The organism is Vibrio sp. 10N.286.49.B3, assembly GCF_002873395.1.
Taxonomy (GTDB): Bacteria; Pseudomonadota; Gammaproteobacteria; order Enterobacterales; family Vibrionaceae; genus Vibrio.
This window is the reverse complement of sequence record NZ_MCUV01000018.1, coordinates 84,931-102,781: the sequence shown is the minus strand read 5'-3', so window position 1 is coordinate 102,781 and position 17,851 is coordinate 84,931. Positions and strand designations below refer to the sequence as shown.

At 37.5% G+C, this 17,851-nt stretch carries 15 protein-coding genes; 2 read left to right on the top strand and 13 right to left on the bottom strand.

The genetic code is table 11. The features are described 5' to 3' along the window. Positions 1 to 17 precede the first annotated feature (17 nt). The 4 genes from BCU68_RS08480 to BCU68_RS08465 all read right to left on the bottom strand — a co-directional run bounded on the left by BCU68_RS08480 (position 18) and on the right by BCU68_RS08465 (position 5,822). Positions 18 to 200 (bottom strand): hypothetical protein, encoded by a 183-nt coding sequence (locus BCU68_RS08480; protein WP_198591704.1) that lies wholly within the window; start codon positions 198 to 200, stop codon positions 18 to 20. After that, complete coding sequence (locus tag BCU68_RS08475; RefSeq protein WP_102564349.1) at positions 197 to 2,713, bottom strand: hypothetical protein; 2,517 nt, start codon at positions 2,711 to 2,713, stop codon at positions 197 to 199. Before BCU68_RS08475 ends, BCU68_RS08480 begins: the two co-directional genes overlap by 4 nt. A 96-nt stretch (positions 2,714 to 2,809) precedes the next feature. Continuing rightward, a complete protein-coding gene (locus tag BCU68_RS08470) occupies positions 2,810 to 4,390 on the bottom strand; it encodes a tyrosine-type recombinase/integrase (protein ID WP_102564348.1) in 1,581 nt (526 codons plus the stop codon). After that, complete coding sequence (locus BCU68_RS08465) at positions 4,380 to 5,822, bottom strand: site-specific integrase (protein WP_102564347.1); 1,443 nt, start codon at positions 5,820 to 5,822, stop codon at positions 4,380 to 4,382. The genes BCU68_RS08470 and BCU68_RS08465 overlap by 11 nt, the downstream gene beginning before the upstream one ends. Positions 5,823 to 6,628: 806 nt before the next feature. On the opposite strand from BCU68_RS08465, the gene BCU68_RS08460 reads away from it, so the two are divergent. After that, positions 6,629 to 7,987, top strand: a complete 1,359-nt coding sequence (locus BCU68_RS08460) for an ISNCY family transposase (protein ID WP_102564355.1) — start codon at positions 6,629 to 6,631, stop codon at positions 7,985 to 7,987. A gap of 746 nt (positions 7,988 to 8,733) precedes the next feature. Here the strand turns inward: BCU68_RS08460 and BCU68_RS08455 are convergent. The 5 genes from BCU68_RS08455 to vxrA all read right to left on the bottom strand — a co-directional run bounded on the left by BCU68_RS08455 (position 8,734) and on the right by vxrA (position 13,075). Then, positions 8,734 to 8,898 carry a YoaH family protein gene (locus BCU68_RS08455; RefSeq protein WP_102564346.1) on the bottom strand — a complete coding sequence of 55 codons (165 nt, stop codon included), beginning with the start codon at positions 8,896 to 8,898 and terminating at the stop codon, positions 8,734 to 8,736. A gap of 43 nt (positions 8,899 to 8,941) precedes the next feature. Continuing rightward, positions 8,942 to 10,045 (bottom strand): conjugal transfer protein TraF, encoded by a 1,104-nt coding sequence (locus BCU68_RS08450; protein ID WP_241901313.1) that lies wholly within the window; start codon positions 10,043 to 10,045, stop codon positions 8,942 to 8,944. A gap of 61 nt (positions 10,046 to 10,106) precedes the next feature. Next, the gene (locus BCU68_RS08445) at positions 10,107 to 10,988 is read right to left on the bottom strand and encodes a DUF2861 family protein (protein ID WP_102564345.1); all 882 of its coding nucleotides are present in this window, start codon (positions 10,986 to 10,988) and stop codon (positions 10,107 to 10,109) included. A gap of 1 nt (position 10,989) precedes the next feature. Continuing rightward, positions 10,990 to 11,649, bottom strand: coding sequence for a response regulator transcription factor VxrB (gene vxrB, locus BCU68_RS08440; RefSeq protein ID WP_102564344.1), 660 nt, complete (start codon positions 11,647 to 11,649; stop codon positions 10,990 to 10,992). Continuing rightward, complete coding sequence (vxrA, locus tag BCU68_RS08435) at positions 11,624 to 13,075, bottom strand: sensor histidine kinase VxrA (protein ID WP_102564343.1); 1,452 nt, start codon at positions 13,073 to 13,075, stop codon at positions 11,624 to 11,626. The genes vxrB and vxrA overlap by 26 nt, the downstream gene beginning before the upstream one ends. A 419-nt stretch (positions 13,076 to 13,494) precedes the next feature. Between vxrA and BCU68_RS08430 the strand changes: the two genes are divergently transcribed. Beyond that, positions 13,495 to 14,490 carry a Preprotein translocase subunit SecY gene (locus BCU68_RS08430; RefSeq protein WP_198591703.1) on the top strand — a complete coding sequence of 332 codons (996 nt, stop codon included), beginning with the start codon at positions 13,495 to 13,497 and terminating at the stop codon, positions 14,488 to 14,490. A gap of 223 nt (positions 14,491 to 14,713) precedes the next feature. On the opposite strand, the gene BCU68_RS08425 is transcribed toward BCU68_RS08430, so the two are convergent. The 4 genes from BCU68_RS08425 to BCU68_RS08410 all read right to left on the bottom strand — a co-directional run bounded on the left by BCU68_RS08425 (position 14,714) and on the right by BCU68_RS08410 (position 17,848). After that, the gene (locus tag BCU68_RS08425; protein WP_102564341.1) at positions 14,714 to 15,568 is read right to left on the bottom strand and encodes a DUF2971 domain-containing protein; all 855 of its coding nucleotides are present in this window, start codon (positions 15,566 to 15,568) and stop codon (positions 14,714 to 14,716) included. Positions 15,569 to 15,706: 138 nt separating this feature from the next. Then, complete coding sequence (locus BCU68_RS08420) at positions 15,707 to 16,018, bottom strand: hypothetical protein (RefSeq protein WP_102564340.1); 312 nt, start codon at positions 16,016 to 16,018, stop codon at positions 15,707 to 15,709. A 235-nt stretch (positions 16,019 to 16,253) separates the two neighbouring features. Continuing rightward, entirely contained in the window at positions 16,254 to 16,817 is a 564-nt protein-coding gene (locus BCU68_RS08415) for a hypothetical protein (protein ID WP_102564339.1), read from the bottom strand. After that, complete coding sequence (locus BCU68_RS08410; RefSeq protein WP_102564338.1) at positions 16,814 to 17,848, bottom strand: hypothetical protein; 1,035 nt, start codon at positions 17,846 to 17,848, stop codon at positions 16,814 to 16,816. The genes BCU68_RS08415 and BCU68_RS08410 overlap by 4 nt, the downstream gene beginning before the upstream one ends. Positions 17,849 to 17,851 lie beyond the last annotated feature (3 nt).

Here is a 17,851-nt window from a genome sequence, read left to right as displayed (position 1 = left end):
TGTCGAGAATTAAGCGCTTACATTAACGCTTTCCTAGAAGGCGTAGATAAGGTACTTACTTGCCCCTGAATTATCTGCTTACTTTTCAGCCTCTTATGAACAAAAGCCGGTGTTATTACATTTACTAGACCTTCATTAGTAATTAGGATCAACTCATTTTCAATAGCTTCATCTAGGGCTTGACCTTTAAGAGTTGTCATTGACTAGCTTCCTCATCTTTATATTCTTGTTTTCCTTTCTCAATACGAATTTGTTCGATGGAAAACATATCAGCTATCGTCACAGGTCGCTTATTAACAACAAGTTGTTTTTTAGTTGGTGGCTCTACCAATGATACGATAACGCCTTTAGATAGAGATTCCACTGACTTAATTTTCATATGTTCCAGTACCTTACCGCTCGCTTTAACTTTAACTAAAGACTCCGAATAGTTGCTATCGTTCTGTGTTAGTTCAGACATGGTTACAACGTGTTTCGTATTACTAATAGAGCGATTTATTATTGTTTCTAATTCGCCAGCACGCCCGGTAAGATTATGATAGGCACATTCTTGCCCTGCCTGACATTTAGCCCCAAATGGACAACCCCAAAGGCTAAGATTTCGCGTACAAATACCAAGAGGGAATGGATTGAGGTGTGAATGTGTCTCAAGTAATTCTTTCGCTTTTTCTTCTTGTTCACTACCCATTAATTCTGAGTAACTATCGTTGAGGTCAGGCATGAAATTTTCTGAAAGAGTCTTAGCTAGATAAGCCGTATTTTCTTTGTGGGAACCTAGTGTATGAAGGTTGTTTTTAATATTTATCTCTAGATCAAAATTAGGGTTAAATATCATTGCACCTGTCTTTTTTACGTACTCCACAGGGTTTGTTGTGACTGAGTCATCTAGAGACCCAGCAAATAGCTCATCGAGATCGGTACTCAGGCTGTTGTCAATACTAATTTCCTGAGAGATAACGTAAGTATCAGTATCTCTTGTCGCAATAGCTTCGCTTTCAAGCTCATCAAACGTAGACAGCGATGGTGCTTTGAGCTTTTGAGCCATTGTTAGGTGTTGGTAATGTTGGTTCTGAAATATATTACTTCGCCCCATAAGCATCGCTTGTAAATGCTCTGAAATATCAGCAATAGATAAGAAGGTATTAACATTGTGCCTAGGGATATGTGTGGTTAACTTAGTCGTTGAGCCATCTTCTTCAACTAATCCATATTTCTTAAAGAAAGAAACACCTGTTGGACGCCCACTCTTATTTGGAGAACCCAACACGCGAGCTATCTCATTTTTATCAACATCTCGAATAATATTGTTATAGGAACGATTTTGACCGATGGAGCTAGCTCCTGAAGGGTAAATGAATAGTAAATTTTCGTAGTTAATCCGAACATGCTTACCTTTATGAGGTTGATTTCGAAAAAAACCATCACCATTATTCAACAGTTTCATTTCCTTGGAGATATAGTGCAAGTAGCCATCGTTAAGGTCTGTTCTGGTGTACTTAAAAATACTTTTTGACGCATTATTGGGATCTTCGATGTCTATAGAAGGAAAGATCTTCAAATTAGTTAATGTTTTTTTTGCACGGTTTCTAGCATCTTGTCCACCAGTAGCCGCTGTTGTAACTAAAATCCCATCGATATCACTTAGATCGACCAAACCATCAATTCCAATAGGTAATGCAGAAGGTAGAAAATCGGTAAAGTTTGAACTTCTTTGGTTTATAAGGACCTCTCGAAAAGGCTTGGTTAAGCTAATTACAGTAGCAAATATTGATTCGACTAACGGTATTGCATTGGGTTCTACCCAGTGCGCTGTCGCTGATGAAAGTTTAGCCCCAAGATAGTTTATTTTTAAATCATACAACGGTAAATTAAACTTTTTCGCTAGAGCCAGCGCATCTCCTTTCAATGGAATTCGTTCTAGAGCATCCTCTTGAACACCAGATGCTTCCTCAAACCTAAATCCAGTAGCAATTAATAATAATAATAAATTAAGTAAAATTTTCTCTCCGACAGTTTTGGTAAGAGTAATCAAAGCGACAATATTCAGAAAAGCTTTAATAGTTATTAGCTTATTTTTATCGCCAGCAATACTAGGATCAGCACTACCATCAGGCGTCTCTTTTACTGCTTTTGCGTCTTGAGCTTTCTTTGTATAATTGGTGTTAACACTGCCATAAGTAGATTTGTAATCGGTTGGCGTTAAAGTAAACCCCAATGCATCGATAGCCTTTGAAATGGCTTGTAGCCGTATTGCGTTGTTTGCCACATTGCGTAAATCATTAGGTTTAGCTTCAAAGATCAGCCTAATAGCGTGATTGAATACCTCATGATTAAGATAAATAGGATTAGTCTGCCCAGTAACTTCTATCAAAGAACGGTAAATATGGCGTAGGAGTTGGATGGTATCGTAAGTTTTAGATGCTGAAGGCACTTCGCCATTCAATGGAATGATTGACATAAAATACGCACGAATAAAATCTTGATATTTAATATCTTCAATTTGAATATCTGGTTGTTTGAAAGCCTTACCTGTACAAACAAAGACCGCGTTGACTGAACGACCACTCGTTTTCAACCAACCAATACCTTTTATTCCTAGGCGGTGAAATTCTGAGTTCCAATCAAGGCTATCGCTAAAGTTCTCATTCCGAATATTCCAACGCCTTTTTTGTACTGCTATAAATTCATTCAGTTTTTCACGACTTTCATTCATAACCGTTTTCCTTATCTGAGTTAACAATTGTCTCTGAATATGTTGCTGGTAACTCACTCGAAAGTAGGACAGCAAAGTATACTCTACTCATATACTCTACTCAGATCTGGATGGCAGATTTTCAACACGCTTCACTACTAACATGATGTTCTCTTTAATACGAGTTAGTATCTCCACTGCGGGGTTTCGAGCATCTCCAACAGCATTGGAAAGTGCTACCGCTTCAGTAATTTCTTTTTGCACTCCTAAAAGAACTTGTTCATGTTCACCGTCAATAAAAGGGCGAAAATAGAGGCATCCGTAGCAAGCTCTAAGCTCAGCGAAAGGACATTTCATAGAAATCCTCCCACAGCCACCGCAATTAGTGTGCAGTTGACTACCGACAATTCCAGCTACCTTTATTCCATCCCAGTCTTCGGCATAAAGTAAATCTCCTGTAACCATTAAACTGATCATATTCTGCCATGCCGCATTTACACCTAAAGCCCGGTAGCGCACTCTTGCTAATTGTGGAGTAGCTAAAATATAATGCTTTGCAACCACATGCGAAGAGTGACCCAAAACAAACGCAATTTCAGCAGCAGATGCACCTTGCATTGCTAGTGAGTGACCTACGTTGTGACGGAATTCTGAGGAGGTAAATAGCACAATGGCTATTTTATTTTGGCGTACAAGCTCCTGATATTCCTTAGGTGAGAACCTGAGTATTTGGCGGTTTAGTGCTCTTTTTATAGCTGAACTAGTTTGATTCCAAGTAGGGAAAAGTTTATCTTTAAAGCATAATTTTTTTTGTTTAATGTATGTAGAGATTAGATTAGCGATTTCATAGGGAAGGGCGATATTTATTCGTTCCATATCACCAGAAAGCTCTCCTGTTTTAGCGTAGGGCATACCTATCGAGTAACGTCCTATTTCTCCTTTTTTTACTGATGTATCTACGTTAAAATCTGCGACCACCAACTTATCTAACTGAACAGGGCGAGCCCCAGTTACATATTCTAACCCTAAAATACTAGCATCCATTAAATTTTTCGTTTCAAACACTTCTCCGTCATTAATCGATTTACTCATCGCCCAAAGACCGTTTGATATCAAATGAAGAGTATTATTAGATATGACATTGTCTATTTCTTGGTATATGAGGAAAGAATCATTTTTAGGGCGAGCAATGGGTACTAAATCATCCTCAATTTCGCCACCAATTGATGGAAAGTCATATTTAGACAATGTTCTGAGCATAAAAACAACACTATAAAACTGTTGATTTCTAGACGGGAACTCATCCCATTCGCCACAATCTAGCAAAGCGATTAAGTTTTCCTTTGAGAACTGTAATTGATGATCTGCAAGCCAATCGAGCAGATGATGTATATCCATTGAAAGGTTATACAACTTGGTTGGGAGATTACCTATAACGTATTGAGATAAAATGAATTTTACTATGTTGTTTCTATAGTGACACGATGCTCTATTTGTGCACAAGGCGAATGTTTGGCCAGAATACCGATACAGCCATACATCGCTATCAGTTTCAATTGATTTAGTATCAAATTCACCCGCTGCTAAGAAAGTTAGCTCTTTAGGAATGGGCAAATCATCAATTGCACGCTTCTGACTAGCCGAAAACAATTCATATTGGCTAATTCCATTGAGATGATTTAAATTATTAGAATTCATAGAAGGTTTCCTCGGTTTCTTCAGTGTCTAGGTGTGCTTTGAAACTATTTAGTATGTTTGACCTATCAGTATCTATACGCTTAATATTTTGAAAATTGCCTTGTTCATCAAAGAAGCGTCTTGCATATTTCATAGGCATTTTACTGTCTTCTGACCAACCACCTTGTGAGCGCAAAGTGTTGACTGCATTTGACATTAACTCTTTGCTGTTTAGGACTTGACCAGTGCTTGTCGCCATCTCGATCGCTTTTCTTCTTTCAACATTGTATAAGTGATTAAGTTGCTCATAAGCCCAAGTATGACGAGCTACTTTAGGAGTAAGCTTCGGCAAGCCTAAATACAGTTTCGTATCCCTGAACATTGGAAAATGCTTTGTTATCGCAGAATCAAGGGCTTGGAAAATATCCCTAACTGTTTCATAGGAAAGTGGGTTAAAAGGAGCTACAGATGAGGTGAAAATATAACCATGATCATCATAAGTGCCATCGTGAAAATGTTGGTTTCTATACTGCGTAGTAAATCCTTTTAGGTGTAGATAATCTCGCTTACTTAACGAGATTATACGATGAGAGTGACCAGTTTTTATTGAGGGTTGGCGGGTTCGTTTATCAATTACACCTTCTTCTCTATTAGTGACAACTAGCAAATAATTAATAGCACCACTCGGATCGGGTGCGCTCATTTTAAAAGATCGAGTATCCAATATTAATGCTTCAGAGGCTCGTAAACCATAGTAAAAATATAGCCTGATCAGTAAATCATTACGGATCTGGAGGTAGGTGGAAGAGAAAGGATTACGTGAATTAGGTTTAGTTGGGGTTGATGGAATCGTTATTACCATAATTGCCTGCCGCATGACTTTAGGAATATCTTGGTATAAAGTCTTTCTACCACTAGAATCACTACTTGTACCTATTAGATTTAATCTATTACTCATAGAGACAAGGTCTTGCTCGTACTGTTCACGAAGTTTATTACAATCGTTAACTGACATATTGAGGTATTTAGTAGTTGAGTATGTACGAGATATATATTTAAGGAATCGTATAACAGTTCGCACCCGCCCAGAGTTGGTTTTTTTCGCACTGCTTGAAGCTGCATTTAAGTAATGAACAATTCCATCTTTTGAATTATCATTTATGTGCTGGCAAGAGCAGAGGAATTCGAAATAGCTATCCAATTCATTTATTACTTCAGTTAAACAATAATTATTTTTTTGTAAATAGTGGCAAAAGGACATTTCATATTTTTGTTCCCAAAACTTATAAAAGTAGGATAGGGAATAAAGCGTCTTCTTTTGAGTCTCTAGTGCATTCATTGCTTGCTCAGCAAGATAATACATCGTTGGATAAAGGATCGGCATCGTGGTTTCTGAATCATACATCACCCAATGCTTATGTCTTCCATTTGAAACCATTTTAATCTTAATCATTTTTTTCCAGATTTATTAGGAGTTGTTTAACAAAGACTAGTAGTAAATAACAAAAGGAAACCAGATCAATATCTCATTTATCAATGTAAGACCATGTAAATAACAATCAACAATGAGTGGGGCTTGACATTTTTACCAACCATGGTAATAAAAGTAACTCAATGGAAAGACGCAACTAAAGAAAATAATTAATAGTAGTATTTGTCGTTGTATTCGATGATGTGGCGTGTACATAAATATGACAGTGTAATAATGTAGGGCATTCTTGTAACAATAGGTTTGTAAAAAACTTTACAAAAAGAAAGTAAAGCGATTAAATTTAGTCGCGATCATAATATATTTTGATCGAATTAAAAGCATAGTAACTTCGATCATTAATAAATGAGATAAGGTTTCATAGTGAATTTTTTAATAAAAAAATTCACAGGATAATAAAGCAAAATCACTTACCATAATATTCATTTTTATTTAGCTAGCTAGAATGAAAATGAATATTATCTAGTTTATGGTAAATACTGTTAAATATGAATTTATGATGCACCACAGATATCACACGATGAATATATGGTAAACACTGAGTATGTCATTTGGATTGGAAATAGAGTAGTGATAATTCATTGATCTATAGTACTGAACTAAAGACCATGAAGTTATAGAACCCCACAGAGAATTTAACATAAGATACATAATGCGCACCTAATTTGTAAGCGCAAAGCGATAATGTCCTTATTCAACCAAGTTAAAATGTCCCTGCATGTATACTTTATACATCCATTTTTGCTTGGAGTATTTGGATGTTAATTACTATGAGTCAGCAAGAATTAAACCGTTTGCCTTTAATACGTGATGTTGCTGAGCGAATAATTAGTCGCTCAGATGCTGCAAAGATTTTATCTTTAAGCATCAGACAAGTTCAGCGTTTAGTTTCTTCTTATCGTCTTAATGGCCATGAGGCATTAATCCACGGAAATCGCGGTAAGCCTTCGAATAATAAATTAAACTCAACGACTAAGGTTAAAGCTTTAGCTTTAATTCATGAATATTATTCTGATTTTAATCCTACATTAGCTCACGAGAAATTAGTTGAAAAACATAATGTCAAAGTATCACTTGAAACACTCCGCCAATGGATGATCGCTGATGGTCTTTGGGTACCTCGATCTCAACGTAAACCCAGAGTTTACCAACCTCGTTACCGACGAGATTGTTTAGGTGAACTTATCCAAATTGATGGTTCACATCATGATTGGTTTGAAGGACGCAGTGATAAATGTTGTCTTCTGGTTTTTATCGATGATGCGACTGGTAGATTGATGAACTTAAGATTCAGTGAAACTGAATCTGCTTTTGACTATATGATGGCAACAAAAGATTATATTAATCAGCATGGTAAGCCTGTTGCACTATACAGTGACCGGCATGCAATTTTTCACTCAAGTAATAAAAATGCCGTCGAATCAAAACGCCCAACCCAATATGCACGTGCACTGAACGATTTAAACATTGAACTCATTTGCGCTAACAGCTCTCAAGCTAAAGGTCGCGTTGAACGCGCGAACTTAACGCTACAAAATCGTCTGGTAAAAGAGATGCGTCTCCATGGAATTAACACCATTGAGGAAGCCAATGCCTGGCTTCCCTACTTCATCGACGATTTTAATCAGCGATTTGGTAAAGTCGCTAACTACCCGAAAGATATGCATCGTCCAGTCCGTGAGACTGAAAATCAACTAAGGGATATCTTTGCTTGGCAAAGTGAACGCCGAGTCAGCAAATCACTCACTATCCAATATGATAAAGTTTTATATATTATTGAGCCAACTGAAGAAAATACACGATTAAGCAATGAAATCGTGATGGTTTATGATTACCCTGATGGAAGCATTAGTCTGCAATATGGATATAAAAATCTGGCTTTCACTATCTTTGATAAGTTAGCAAAAGTTGACCAAGGCCAAGTTGTCGACAATAAACGTTTAGGAAATGTGCTCAAATTTGCAAAACATAAACAAGACGAATTGGAAGCTGAATATAAGCGAAACCGGAGTCAACAGATGCCTCGTCGACGAGCACAAAAACGTGCCATACATGAACAACTCAAAGCATTAAATCCAGTATTAGTTGAACCTGAAACCTTTAAAGCCAGCTCATCAAGAAAGAGTTAATTGAACTAAAAAGGGACATTTCTATTTTGGAATAAAGAGGACATTTTAAAATGGGATTGACATAATTTGATTTTTAATTGTGGGTTGAGTCTAGCCATATCTATCTCAATTTACTTAGCGTCTCTAGCGATGTGATCACTATAAATAAGCTTCAACGCTTAACTATCTTACAACTTTAAACAGCAACAAACTTCATCAATACTTACCGCTAGCTCTTGCCATTTACCTCGCTCGCTGAAAACTTTCAAAGTATCAGCCTAGCAATTCTACCTCATCAAAATCTTTTGATAGTTAAAGCAAACCACTGACTATTTTAATTATCAGCTTCACAAAACTCTGCAGAGATTAATTTAAGTTCACCGCCAAGCCGATAATTTTTAGTCGAATTGAAAATAGTAATCACGACTAAAAACCTTATTCACCAGTGACTATGTAACTAATCCTGGTAGTCTCTATAATTGCAGTATAAAAACCTAGTCATTTTTATCTCAAATATACCATATGTAATTTAATTACAACGTAGCTCATTGGCAGTATATAACTCCGCGATAACATACTGTTTTTTATGCTGTTTAATGTTATTTATACATTCAACTACACTTTTTTTAACTATGGGCTTTCTCGCTTCTTTCTTGATAAAAGTATTGGTTATCTTTGATAGCGTCAGTATATAATATTGGCAAACACAAAAGGTTAGTTATAGTGCATCAGATAGATGTAAAAAAAGGGCATCTCTACCCTTTTTATTACTCTTGATCTTGTTCCGCTTCTTTGGCTTTCTGCTCTCTAATTTCCTTAGCCACTATACCAATAGCTTCACCGGTACTGATCCCTTGCTTCATCATTTCTTGAATACGCTCAACCGCAGCTTGTTGCTCAGAATGAGAAAGGCTTGGTAAATCATTAAACATAAATTTTAACTCCAAAAAAAGAATGCAGACTATATAAGGACTATCAATATGTAGCAAGGAAATTTAGCGTTATACCAAAAGCACTTTCATCGGTATAACTCGCGGCAATGTCCATTTCAATTAAGTTAAGAGGTGATAACCCAATACCAGCGGTCAAAGTCGTTTCATTATCTTGAGCTAGGTTAACCTTATAACCTCCCCTAGCCTGTATTTGACGCAGTAAATCCACTTCAAAACCAACACTTAGCATCTGAATATTATCATTAAAACCAGCAAAGCGTTTTTGTTCGTTGAGATCAAAGTCTGCACTTATAGTAAAGTAATCAGCCACAATCCCAGCACCAACGGTTAAAGCTGGTCTCATGCGGTATGTGTGCTGAATTGTACTGCCATTAAATGAGTAGCTTTTAGTTTCTATATCACGTGGGATCATGTTCTTGCCGGCAAAACCAACTCGAAATGGACCATGGAACCATAAAGCGCCAACATCAAAGTTAATGGCTGTCTCCGAGTTTTCATTATCTCTAATTTTACCTGAGTCAAAGCCATCAAAATCAACAGAGTAACCATAAGTATTGATTCTTTGCATCTTAGGCGTAATGCCCCAAGAGATATGCTGATACATAAAGGTTTGATATTTCGCTAAGGTAATACCAACTTCAGCCACGCCTAAAGTCACAGCTTCAACAAAAGAATCTGAGTATTCATTACCAGCATGAACTCGAGGAGTAATAAATGATTCAGTATAAATCTGACCAAATAGATTAGCAGCAATGTAGCGGTTAGGAATACCAAGAGCAAAAGCGGCTCCTAAATCAAATTTAACTGAATCACCATCAATGCTTTTTAATGCTTCTTCCAGTTCATTATCATCCTTTATGTTACCAATATCCTCAATACGATTGATCACATCATCTTTGTCATTAATCGATAAGCTAACACTTGGTAAAATCATACCGGCATCATCATTACGACGATAAATAGCGACAAGGGCTGGATTATAGAATGGCGCTGTTAGATAAGAGGCCGAAACAACACCAACACCACCCATTGCTGCACCTCTTGCCTCCGCACTATAAGTTGAAGCAAAACTATTTGAAGCAAATAAAAGTCCGGAAGCAATCAATAAAGGATGAAGTTTATGCATAGTAGAATCAATAATATAGAGAAAGTTATACCTATAACGACCGTGCTATTAATAACTTTAATTATTCTTCTTCATTAAGTAGATCATAGGTTTTACTGATCTGCTGGATGGTATCAATCACTATCTTTCCTTGCCATCGACTTTGTTTTAAAGAGAGTAATAAAACATAGCGATTATCCGGAATATTTTTTTCTTCTATTACTCTTGGGTAATCTGAAACATACTCTTTTCCCCATACTTGTCGATAATCACCATCAACATAATCGAGCAGTTCTACAGTTAGTGTTGGTAGTGAACAATATGGATTCAATAACGCTCTTTTTTCAATGGCCCACTCATCTTGAGAAACCCAAAGTACTCTTTGTCTTATATTTGGCTTCTCAATGATCACCCAAGTATTCCAGTCCACCTGACTTTTAGCTTGTATCTGTAACCGATAGAGACCATAAGCAAGCGGTTCGGTTAAGTTATAGCGCTTTACATACCCAGTTACACTGTCACTATCGTGTTTACGTAAGTAACTATCGGCTGACAATTGCTTATCAACCCATCGAGATAAGGTAATACTGGCTACCTTTTCATCAGTATTAACCTGAATTAGCGCCTTAGCTGAGTCATTACCAGGGCTTCGCGTTGTTATTCTCTGAATATGGATACTATCTATCCAATCAGGCAATGGATTGTGGTCAAAACTAGCACCACAATCTTTCTCTAAAGACTGAGCAAAAAGAGCATTCAGATGTTGACCTAAAGGTTGATGCTCCATTTTTTGCCAAACTTCAACTAAAGATGTAAACATTCCTGATAAATCATCGTTTAGCAAATGAGTATGAGCTTGAGTGAGTGCTGAACTATCTTCAAACCAATCAATATTCGCTTTGCCTTGGTAACTAAAGCTAAGTAGTGCTGAACTCAGTAATAGCGTTTGTAGCCTTTTATTCATACTAAGCTTTCATCTTGTAGCCGACACCGCGTAACGTTTCTATCTCTAGACCCACTAGCTTTTGACGTAATTGCAATACATGAGTATCAACAGTACGTGTGGTTGGGAAATGATTATAACCCCAAACATGATCAAGTAATTCATCACGGGTAAACACGCGCCCTAAATTACTCGCAAGGAAAAGCAGCAAGTCAAATTCAGTGCGAGTTAACGTGATGTTTTCACCACGGAACACCACATCACGAGTCAATTTATCAATCATTAAATCGTCAGTGATCACTTTATCGCTATCTTCCTGTTCATTTTCAGGTGAGCGTAATTGAGCACGAATTCTTGCAAAAAGTTCAGCTTCAGCAAACGGCTTAGTTAGATAATCATTTGCCCCAGCATCGAGTCCTGCCACTTTGTCCTTAATCGTGACGAGTGCGGTTAATAGAATAACCGGAATATCCTTCTCATTTTTCCACTCTGGTAAATGTGAAACGGAATCACCATCTGGTAATTGGCGGTCTAAAATAACCAAGTCAGCTTGGCTCCATAATGCGGCTACCTTAGCAATCGTATCAGCATGTAGACATTCATATCCTGCCTGCTCTAAACTTACCAATAAACCATCGGCTAAGTTTTTATCATCTTCAACGAGAAGCAATGTCTGTTTCACAGGGTATCTCCAAAATAAAAGTTGTCGGTGGGCCAATTAGGGTCATCTTCCCTCCCATTCTTCCCACCATTGATTCTACAATAGTCAATCCAAGACCAAGACCACTTACACTAACAAATGGTTTTCTTAAATGTCGCCAATCTTTTTGAGTTAACAAACCTTGGTCGATGACCTTAATAAATAATGTACCATCATTATGTTCTACATCCAGTGTCACTGGGGCAACACCGTACTTTAATGCATTCTTGATCAGGTTATCGATACAAGTCCCTAACCAATAAATATTCAACTTTGCAGCAAAATCTTTGGGCATATTCAGTTGTAATTGATTGTCAAAATCTTCAACTTTATACTCTAGCCACTCAGCGACAGAAGGCACCCACTCAACAGCAAGTGGTTGATTATCCGACTGTAAGTAATCTTTACTTGCTTCTGCTAATTGCCTTAGTCGACGTGTATCCTCACATAGTCGTCGGAACTCATCGTAAACACTTTCAGGCAACGATTCAAATTCTCTTCGAAAACCTTCAACGGTTAAAGACAAACTCGCAATAGGTGTTCTTAATTCGTGAGTCAGTATCTGTAAGACTAGCATACGACTTCGAAGTTCTTGTTTTTTTGTATTCCAGCGATAAAAAATCCAGAAAATGACGAACAAAATATTGGCAGTAATAAGCAGTATCATACTCAATTGCAATATTCGAGAATGATCTTCTGGCTCCCAGCACAAATTACCTCGTTGTACATAACAGTTGGCTGCTTCCCCTAACAACTTGTAATTGAGTTGCGCTTTATCAGCATTACCTTTCCAAACCGAAGGGCTAAATAGATAATATTCATCGCCTCGACGCAGCCAAATCTCATCTTGCTCGACAAACATAGTCGCACCCGATAACAGAGCGGAAATCGCATCACTATCCATGGCCTGTAAACGAGAGAGTAACGAACCATCGGCATTATGCTCACGCTCTTTGATATGCATGACATGCTCTAAATCTTCAAAGTATTCTGGGAATTTTGTCACGTAACGGTAAGCATACGTACCACCACCAGGATGTATAAAGTTGCTTCTTGAAAACCAAGATAGTGAAATTTCTGTGCCTTTACACATGGTTCTAGTAAAGAATAAAGGCTGTGTCGTTAGTGGGCTCAACGGCAGTTTGCCATAACATGTCTTGGCAAATTGATAGAGTTTTTGTACATCACTTAACGGATATTTTGACGTCTGTGGAAGCATCGATTCAGGTGCAATCAATGTCGTGGGGTAATCGGTTTGTAGTTGACGAATATCATAGGACTCAACGGCTGCACTGTAATCAAACCGTTTGGTAAAGTCGTCAATTCTTTCTGGTAAAGAGTCAGCGTGAGCTAGATATGAGAAGCTAACTAATAGTAGAAGACAATAGGGTCTGATTAAGTTTATCAAATTGAATACTATATATTGTGATGAAAAAAGTGTGTCACTATTGCCATTATTCTAGCGTATAGAGAAACCTGGATTGTGAGAACCATGTCAGTTATACCGTAAAAATAATCCCCTATTAAATGTAGTTGCAAACCCATCCGTTAACTTGATTGTTTAAAATATCACCAACTCATTCCAGCCAATTGTACTTTGGTGGAAGTTTAAGCAACAAAAATACATTCAAGCATATAAATTCAATAAGAAAGCGGTGTAAGCCTTTTTTTATAAGGGATTATTCAATTTATAAGGTATGATGCTCTACTTTCTACGGCACAGCAACTTCATAGACAGGTTAATGTGCGTTTTGTTCCTAATACAGATAATCTTTTATGCTTTACAACGAAAATTTACCCGTAAGATACCCTAAAGGATCGTTCGCAATGTGGACGGTGTATAGTTTTACTGGCGCATCGATTCTTGCGTCAATTGTCTTTTCTTTGCTTCTATTTCTATCTATTGATGATGACCCTTTAATGCAGGTCTTATTTGGTGGTTTAGCGGTGATCTTTGAACTGGGTAAATTCTTTGCTTGGTATGAAGTTGGAGAGCGTAAATCTCGTCGTAATTACCCAGGAACCCTATCCGCTTTTACTTTTTACGCGGTACTCGCAGCCATTTCCATTGGTGGTTCCGTCGGTGGTATTAATAGTGCGACAAACAAAGCGCAAGAACATATCAACCTACATGAAAGCAGAATTAATGCCTTCAATATGCAAATTGCCTCTCTTGATCAGCAAATCGCTCTTAATAATACGGCGGCTGAAAGATACATTGAAATGAACATGATCGCGACGGGTGTATCAAGAATTCAAAAAGAGAACGAAGCACTGCGCCATCAACAGCAAGAACTCGCCGTTGAACGTGATAGCATGCCGATTGTTGGTCAAGGTTCTGTCATGGGACTTATCGATAGTTTGGCACAATCGTTAAACGTAGAGAGTCAAACTGCGCAATTAGGCTTAGTGATATTCCTCTCCATTTTGCTTGATTTCTTTGCTGCATTCTTTGTGGGCTTAATTGGTGAGGAGCAGCGCTTCCGCAATACATTTAAGCATAATGAGCCAATAACCATTGATGAATTTGATAAAGCGCTACCGCAAAAAACTGAGCTATTAGCAAGCAAAGCAAACAGTGACTGCGATACCAGCGAAGGGACCATTCATGAAGGGGATATAGCGGAAGTTAAATCTTTATATGATCAAGCGATTGATGCACTTAGTCGTAACCAAGTGAATTGTAGCAAACGTGCCATGGGAACATACCTAAAAACAAACAGTGATGAAGTTGATACAATTTTCACTCAACTGTTAGATAAGGGCTATGTAAGTAAGAAGCCAAATAATCATTATCAGTGGCACGGCATTATGGAAAGCTAATCTATTCTTCTGTATCGAAAATATAAAAAGGCTCATCGATTGATGAGCCTTTTTGCTTTTATTTTTAAGTAATTACCACATTATGACACTGATCCCAGATGGGATGGGGAACTCTAATGTAAGCTACTTGTGCTATAATATTCGTCGAATAAGTTGTAAAAGAAATTGAGATTATCATGGGTCTAAATCTGGAGTATGCTTTATAGACTTTTTGGGTGCGATATCAATGCGAGTCATAATCGATAATTTCTAACTGATAAGAGCCCTGCTTTAATCTTGATAGTTTTATACTTACATCAGGATTAGCAGAGCGTGCAGTGTCGATAACAAGTTTTTTCTGGTCTTTAGGCATTTTCTCACCGATAACAATTTCAATCAGTGAATCTGGCAGATAGTCATGCGCATTACTATTCTCTAGACTTATCATTCTGAATTCTTTTTCATAGCTCCATGCTTTAGATTTTGTACCAACCGATTTAGTTACATCAGAGATAACATCTGTCATCAGATTATCATTCAGAATATATCTAGAGCGCGCGAATTCATTTAGCGATAACGTAATTGGTACATCTTGATACTCAACCTCGATTGGGCGAACTATTAACTCTTGTTCATAAAAGTGTGTTTGTAGCTTTTCACTATCGAAAACCATACAGAATCCTCTCAAACCATCAGCGTAATGAGACCACATTAAGTTTTCGTACAGCGGATCCTTATCTGCTTCTAAATCTTCCATAGACATACAGATAGCTTTTGATTTATGGACAGTACCTACTAACGCTTTTTCGAAGTCACGTTTTAACATTTTGCGGAAGAATACTTTTTTATCAGCACCACCATCTTCAACTCCCGCTTCTTCAAACATTCTTTGTCTCAAAACGACATCTACTTCAGAATCAGGCTTTGGAACAACTCTATTGACAAGAATCTGCTCTACCTCACGAGAAAGTTGCTCATCGAGAATATAACTTCGTTCAAAAGGGTCGTTAAAATCACTCAAGTTAGAAAACCATAAGGTACTATTCGAAAGCCCACTCAAACTGTAAGTATCTACCTGCCTAAACTTATATAACTTCATAATTCACCATGAAAAATTATCTTCGCTGATTCTACCTTATAGGCACAAAAAAGCCGACTCATTGAGCCGGCTATTTGTTCATTCAATTTAGAAAACCACACACCACTTAGACATCTCCCCACCACCTTAGAACACAACTTATCCATCTTGAGTAGAGACGCTGTTCATAGATAGAAGTTTGCTTTTTAACTCATACACGTTTTTGTTCACTGAATTGAAACCTTTATCTTCAGTAACAAACCTTAGGTAGTTCGGCTTTTGCTCGATACTAATTACTTTAGAAGTGCCTTTCGTAACATGGCTATTGTGATTTTCATTATATGTCAGCAAGGTAACGGTAGCACCATACGTATATCGGTCTGAGCCGTATTCAGCGCAAGATATGGTCAAATTAGTATTGGATAATGCTGGAAAGCCAATTAAGGCAGTAACTAATAATGCGTACTTCATGGTTGCCTCTCGATAAAGAACAGAATATCCATTATTACTAGTAGTTATCACACTGTCTCTAGTTCTTTGATAGCAGCTAACACAGGCATCATCTTGATACTTCAAATCAAATCCATCGGATCCGAGCAACGTAAAGCAAGTTAATTGATAAATGTTCTATTCCTGTACCAACGGTCATCGAGAAAAGCATTATAGAAGATAACAAAAGGATCCTCGCAAGAGGATCATTTTAGGCTTATTTGGTTTTATTTCGTCCAAGTAAGTGCTGTAAGTCTGTGTATGCTTTACTTATGAATAAGTCATATACCAATTTGAATGACGAAAATAATAAAGAAGATATTGCAGAAATCTGTACTGCAAATAGAAACCAAACTAATATCGCACATAATGCTTTAATGCTGTCTGCACTAGTCAACTGACTTATCGAGGTGTGCGTTGAGAAAGTTAATGCTAAATCACAAAGCAAAGACGCTATTAGTGACGTGGTACTAAAGAGCAATACAAGTACTAAGCTCTTTAAAACACTTAGGTCTACACCACTATAGGCAAGCCCAATGTTTTCTTTTCCCTGTACCTTTTGCAATGCAGTAGGATAAATCAGAGCTAGCCAAGCTCCGATTACACCAAACAAGATTGCTGACACATTAACTAGTATTCCTATCTGAGACTTTAGCAACTCTACTTTGAGAGTTGATGCCAAGTCATACAGGTACTTATTGGCTACTATTCCATAGCCAACAATGAACGCAATCCATAAACCAAACTTTAGCCAGCTGAAACTAGCGGTTTTACCGGTCATGCTGCTTTTCTCTTCTTAGGTTTTCTTGGTACCAATCTGACTTGCTTTGTACCGATGTAATCAAGCAACTCAGGTGCACCAAATGGATTTTTACCAGCTCTCTTTATCTCAAAATCATGCTCTGTTCTGAGGTACTTACCATCTAAGAATACCTTTCTACCACTTTCCCCTTTTAGTACAAAACCAAGATTATTGTACTTATCAGGGTCAATGATTTCCTTTTGATAGGCTGCAACTATATCCAAAAAATCTCTTTCAGTTTCAGGAGTAAAATCAAGCTCAACCTCCACATGGACATCTTTTGCTTTCGGCAAACCACGACCAACAGCTTTACTTGCTAAATTATGAAACCAACCTATAAGCTCAACATCCTGAGCTTGCTTTTGGGTTCGACGAACGATTTTAGTTATCTTACTATACTTTTGAGTAAGCTCTTCAATCGTTGACTCATCAGTTTTACGCTTCAAGTCAAATTTAAAAAAACCTACATCACCTTCTTTATTATCCGGATGTCGATAGCCAATAACTTTATCTTCGTTATCTTTATGCGTGACAGCAAACTCCGAATAGTTTTGCATATATCCTGTAATGTAGTTTCTTAAAGCCACAAGAGATGTCATAGCATGGTCAAAATGGAGCGTTGCAACAAGATCATGATTTAAAGACACCCAATAGTAACTCGGTAAACCGGGGATAACTGTTTTAGAGTCAACACCCGATTTGACTTTAGCACTGCCTGGTTTTGAGTCTTTCGAAATAGTAAGAATTTCATCGTCTGCATTAGTCAACTCATTCCAAAGAACAAAGACGTACTCACCATTAGCACCATCAATGTCATAGCAATAGACGTTTGATTGCCCTATTGCCTTATCAGCTTCTCTTGTACTTGTGTTTACTAAACTGGGTCTTTTCTTAAACCAGCCAATAAGTGAATCGAGTACAGCCTCACTTGAATCAAACAACTGCTCATCAGAGCCTCTCTTATAAATACCAAGCTTTTCGATATCGTAATACTGAAGGGTGCCTTTCATTCA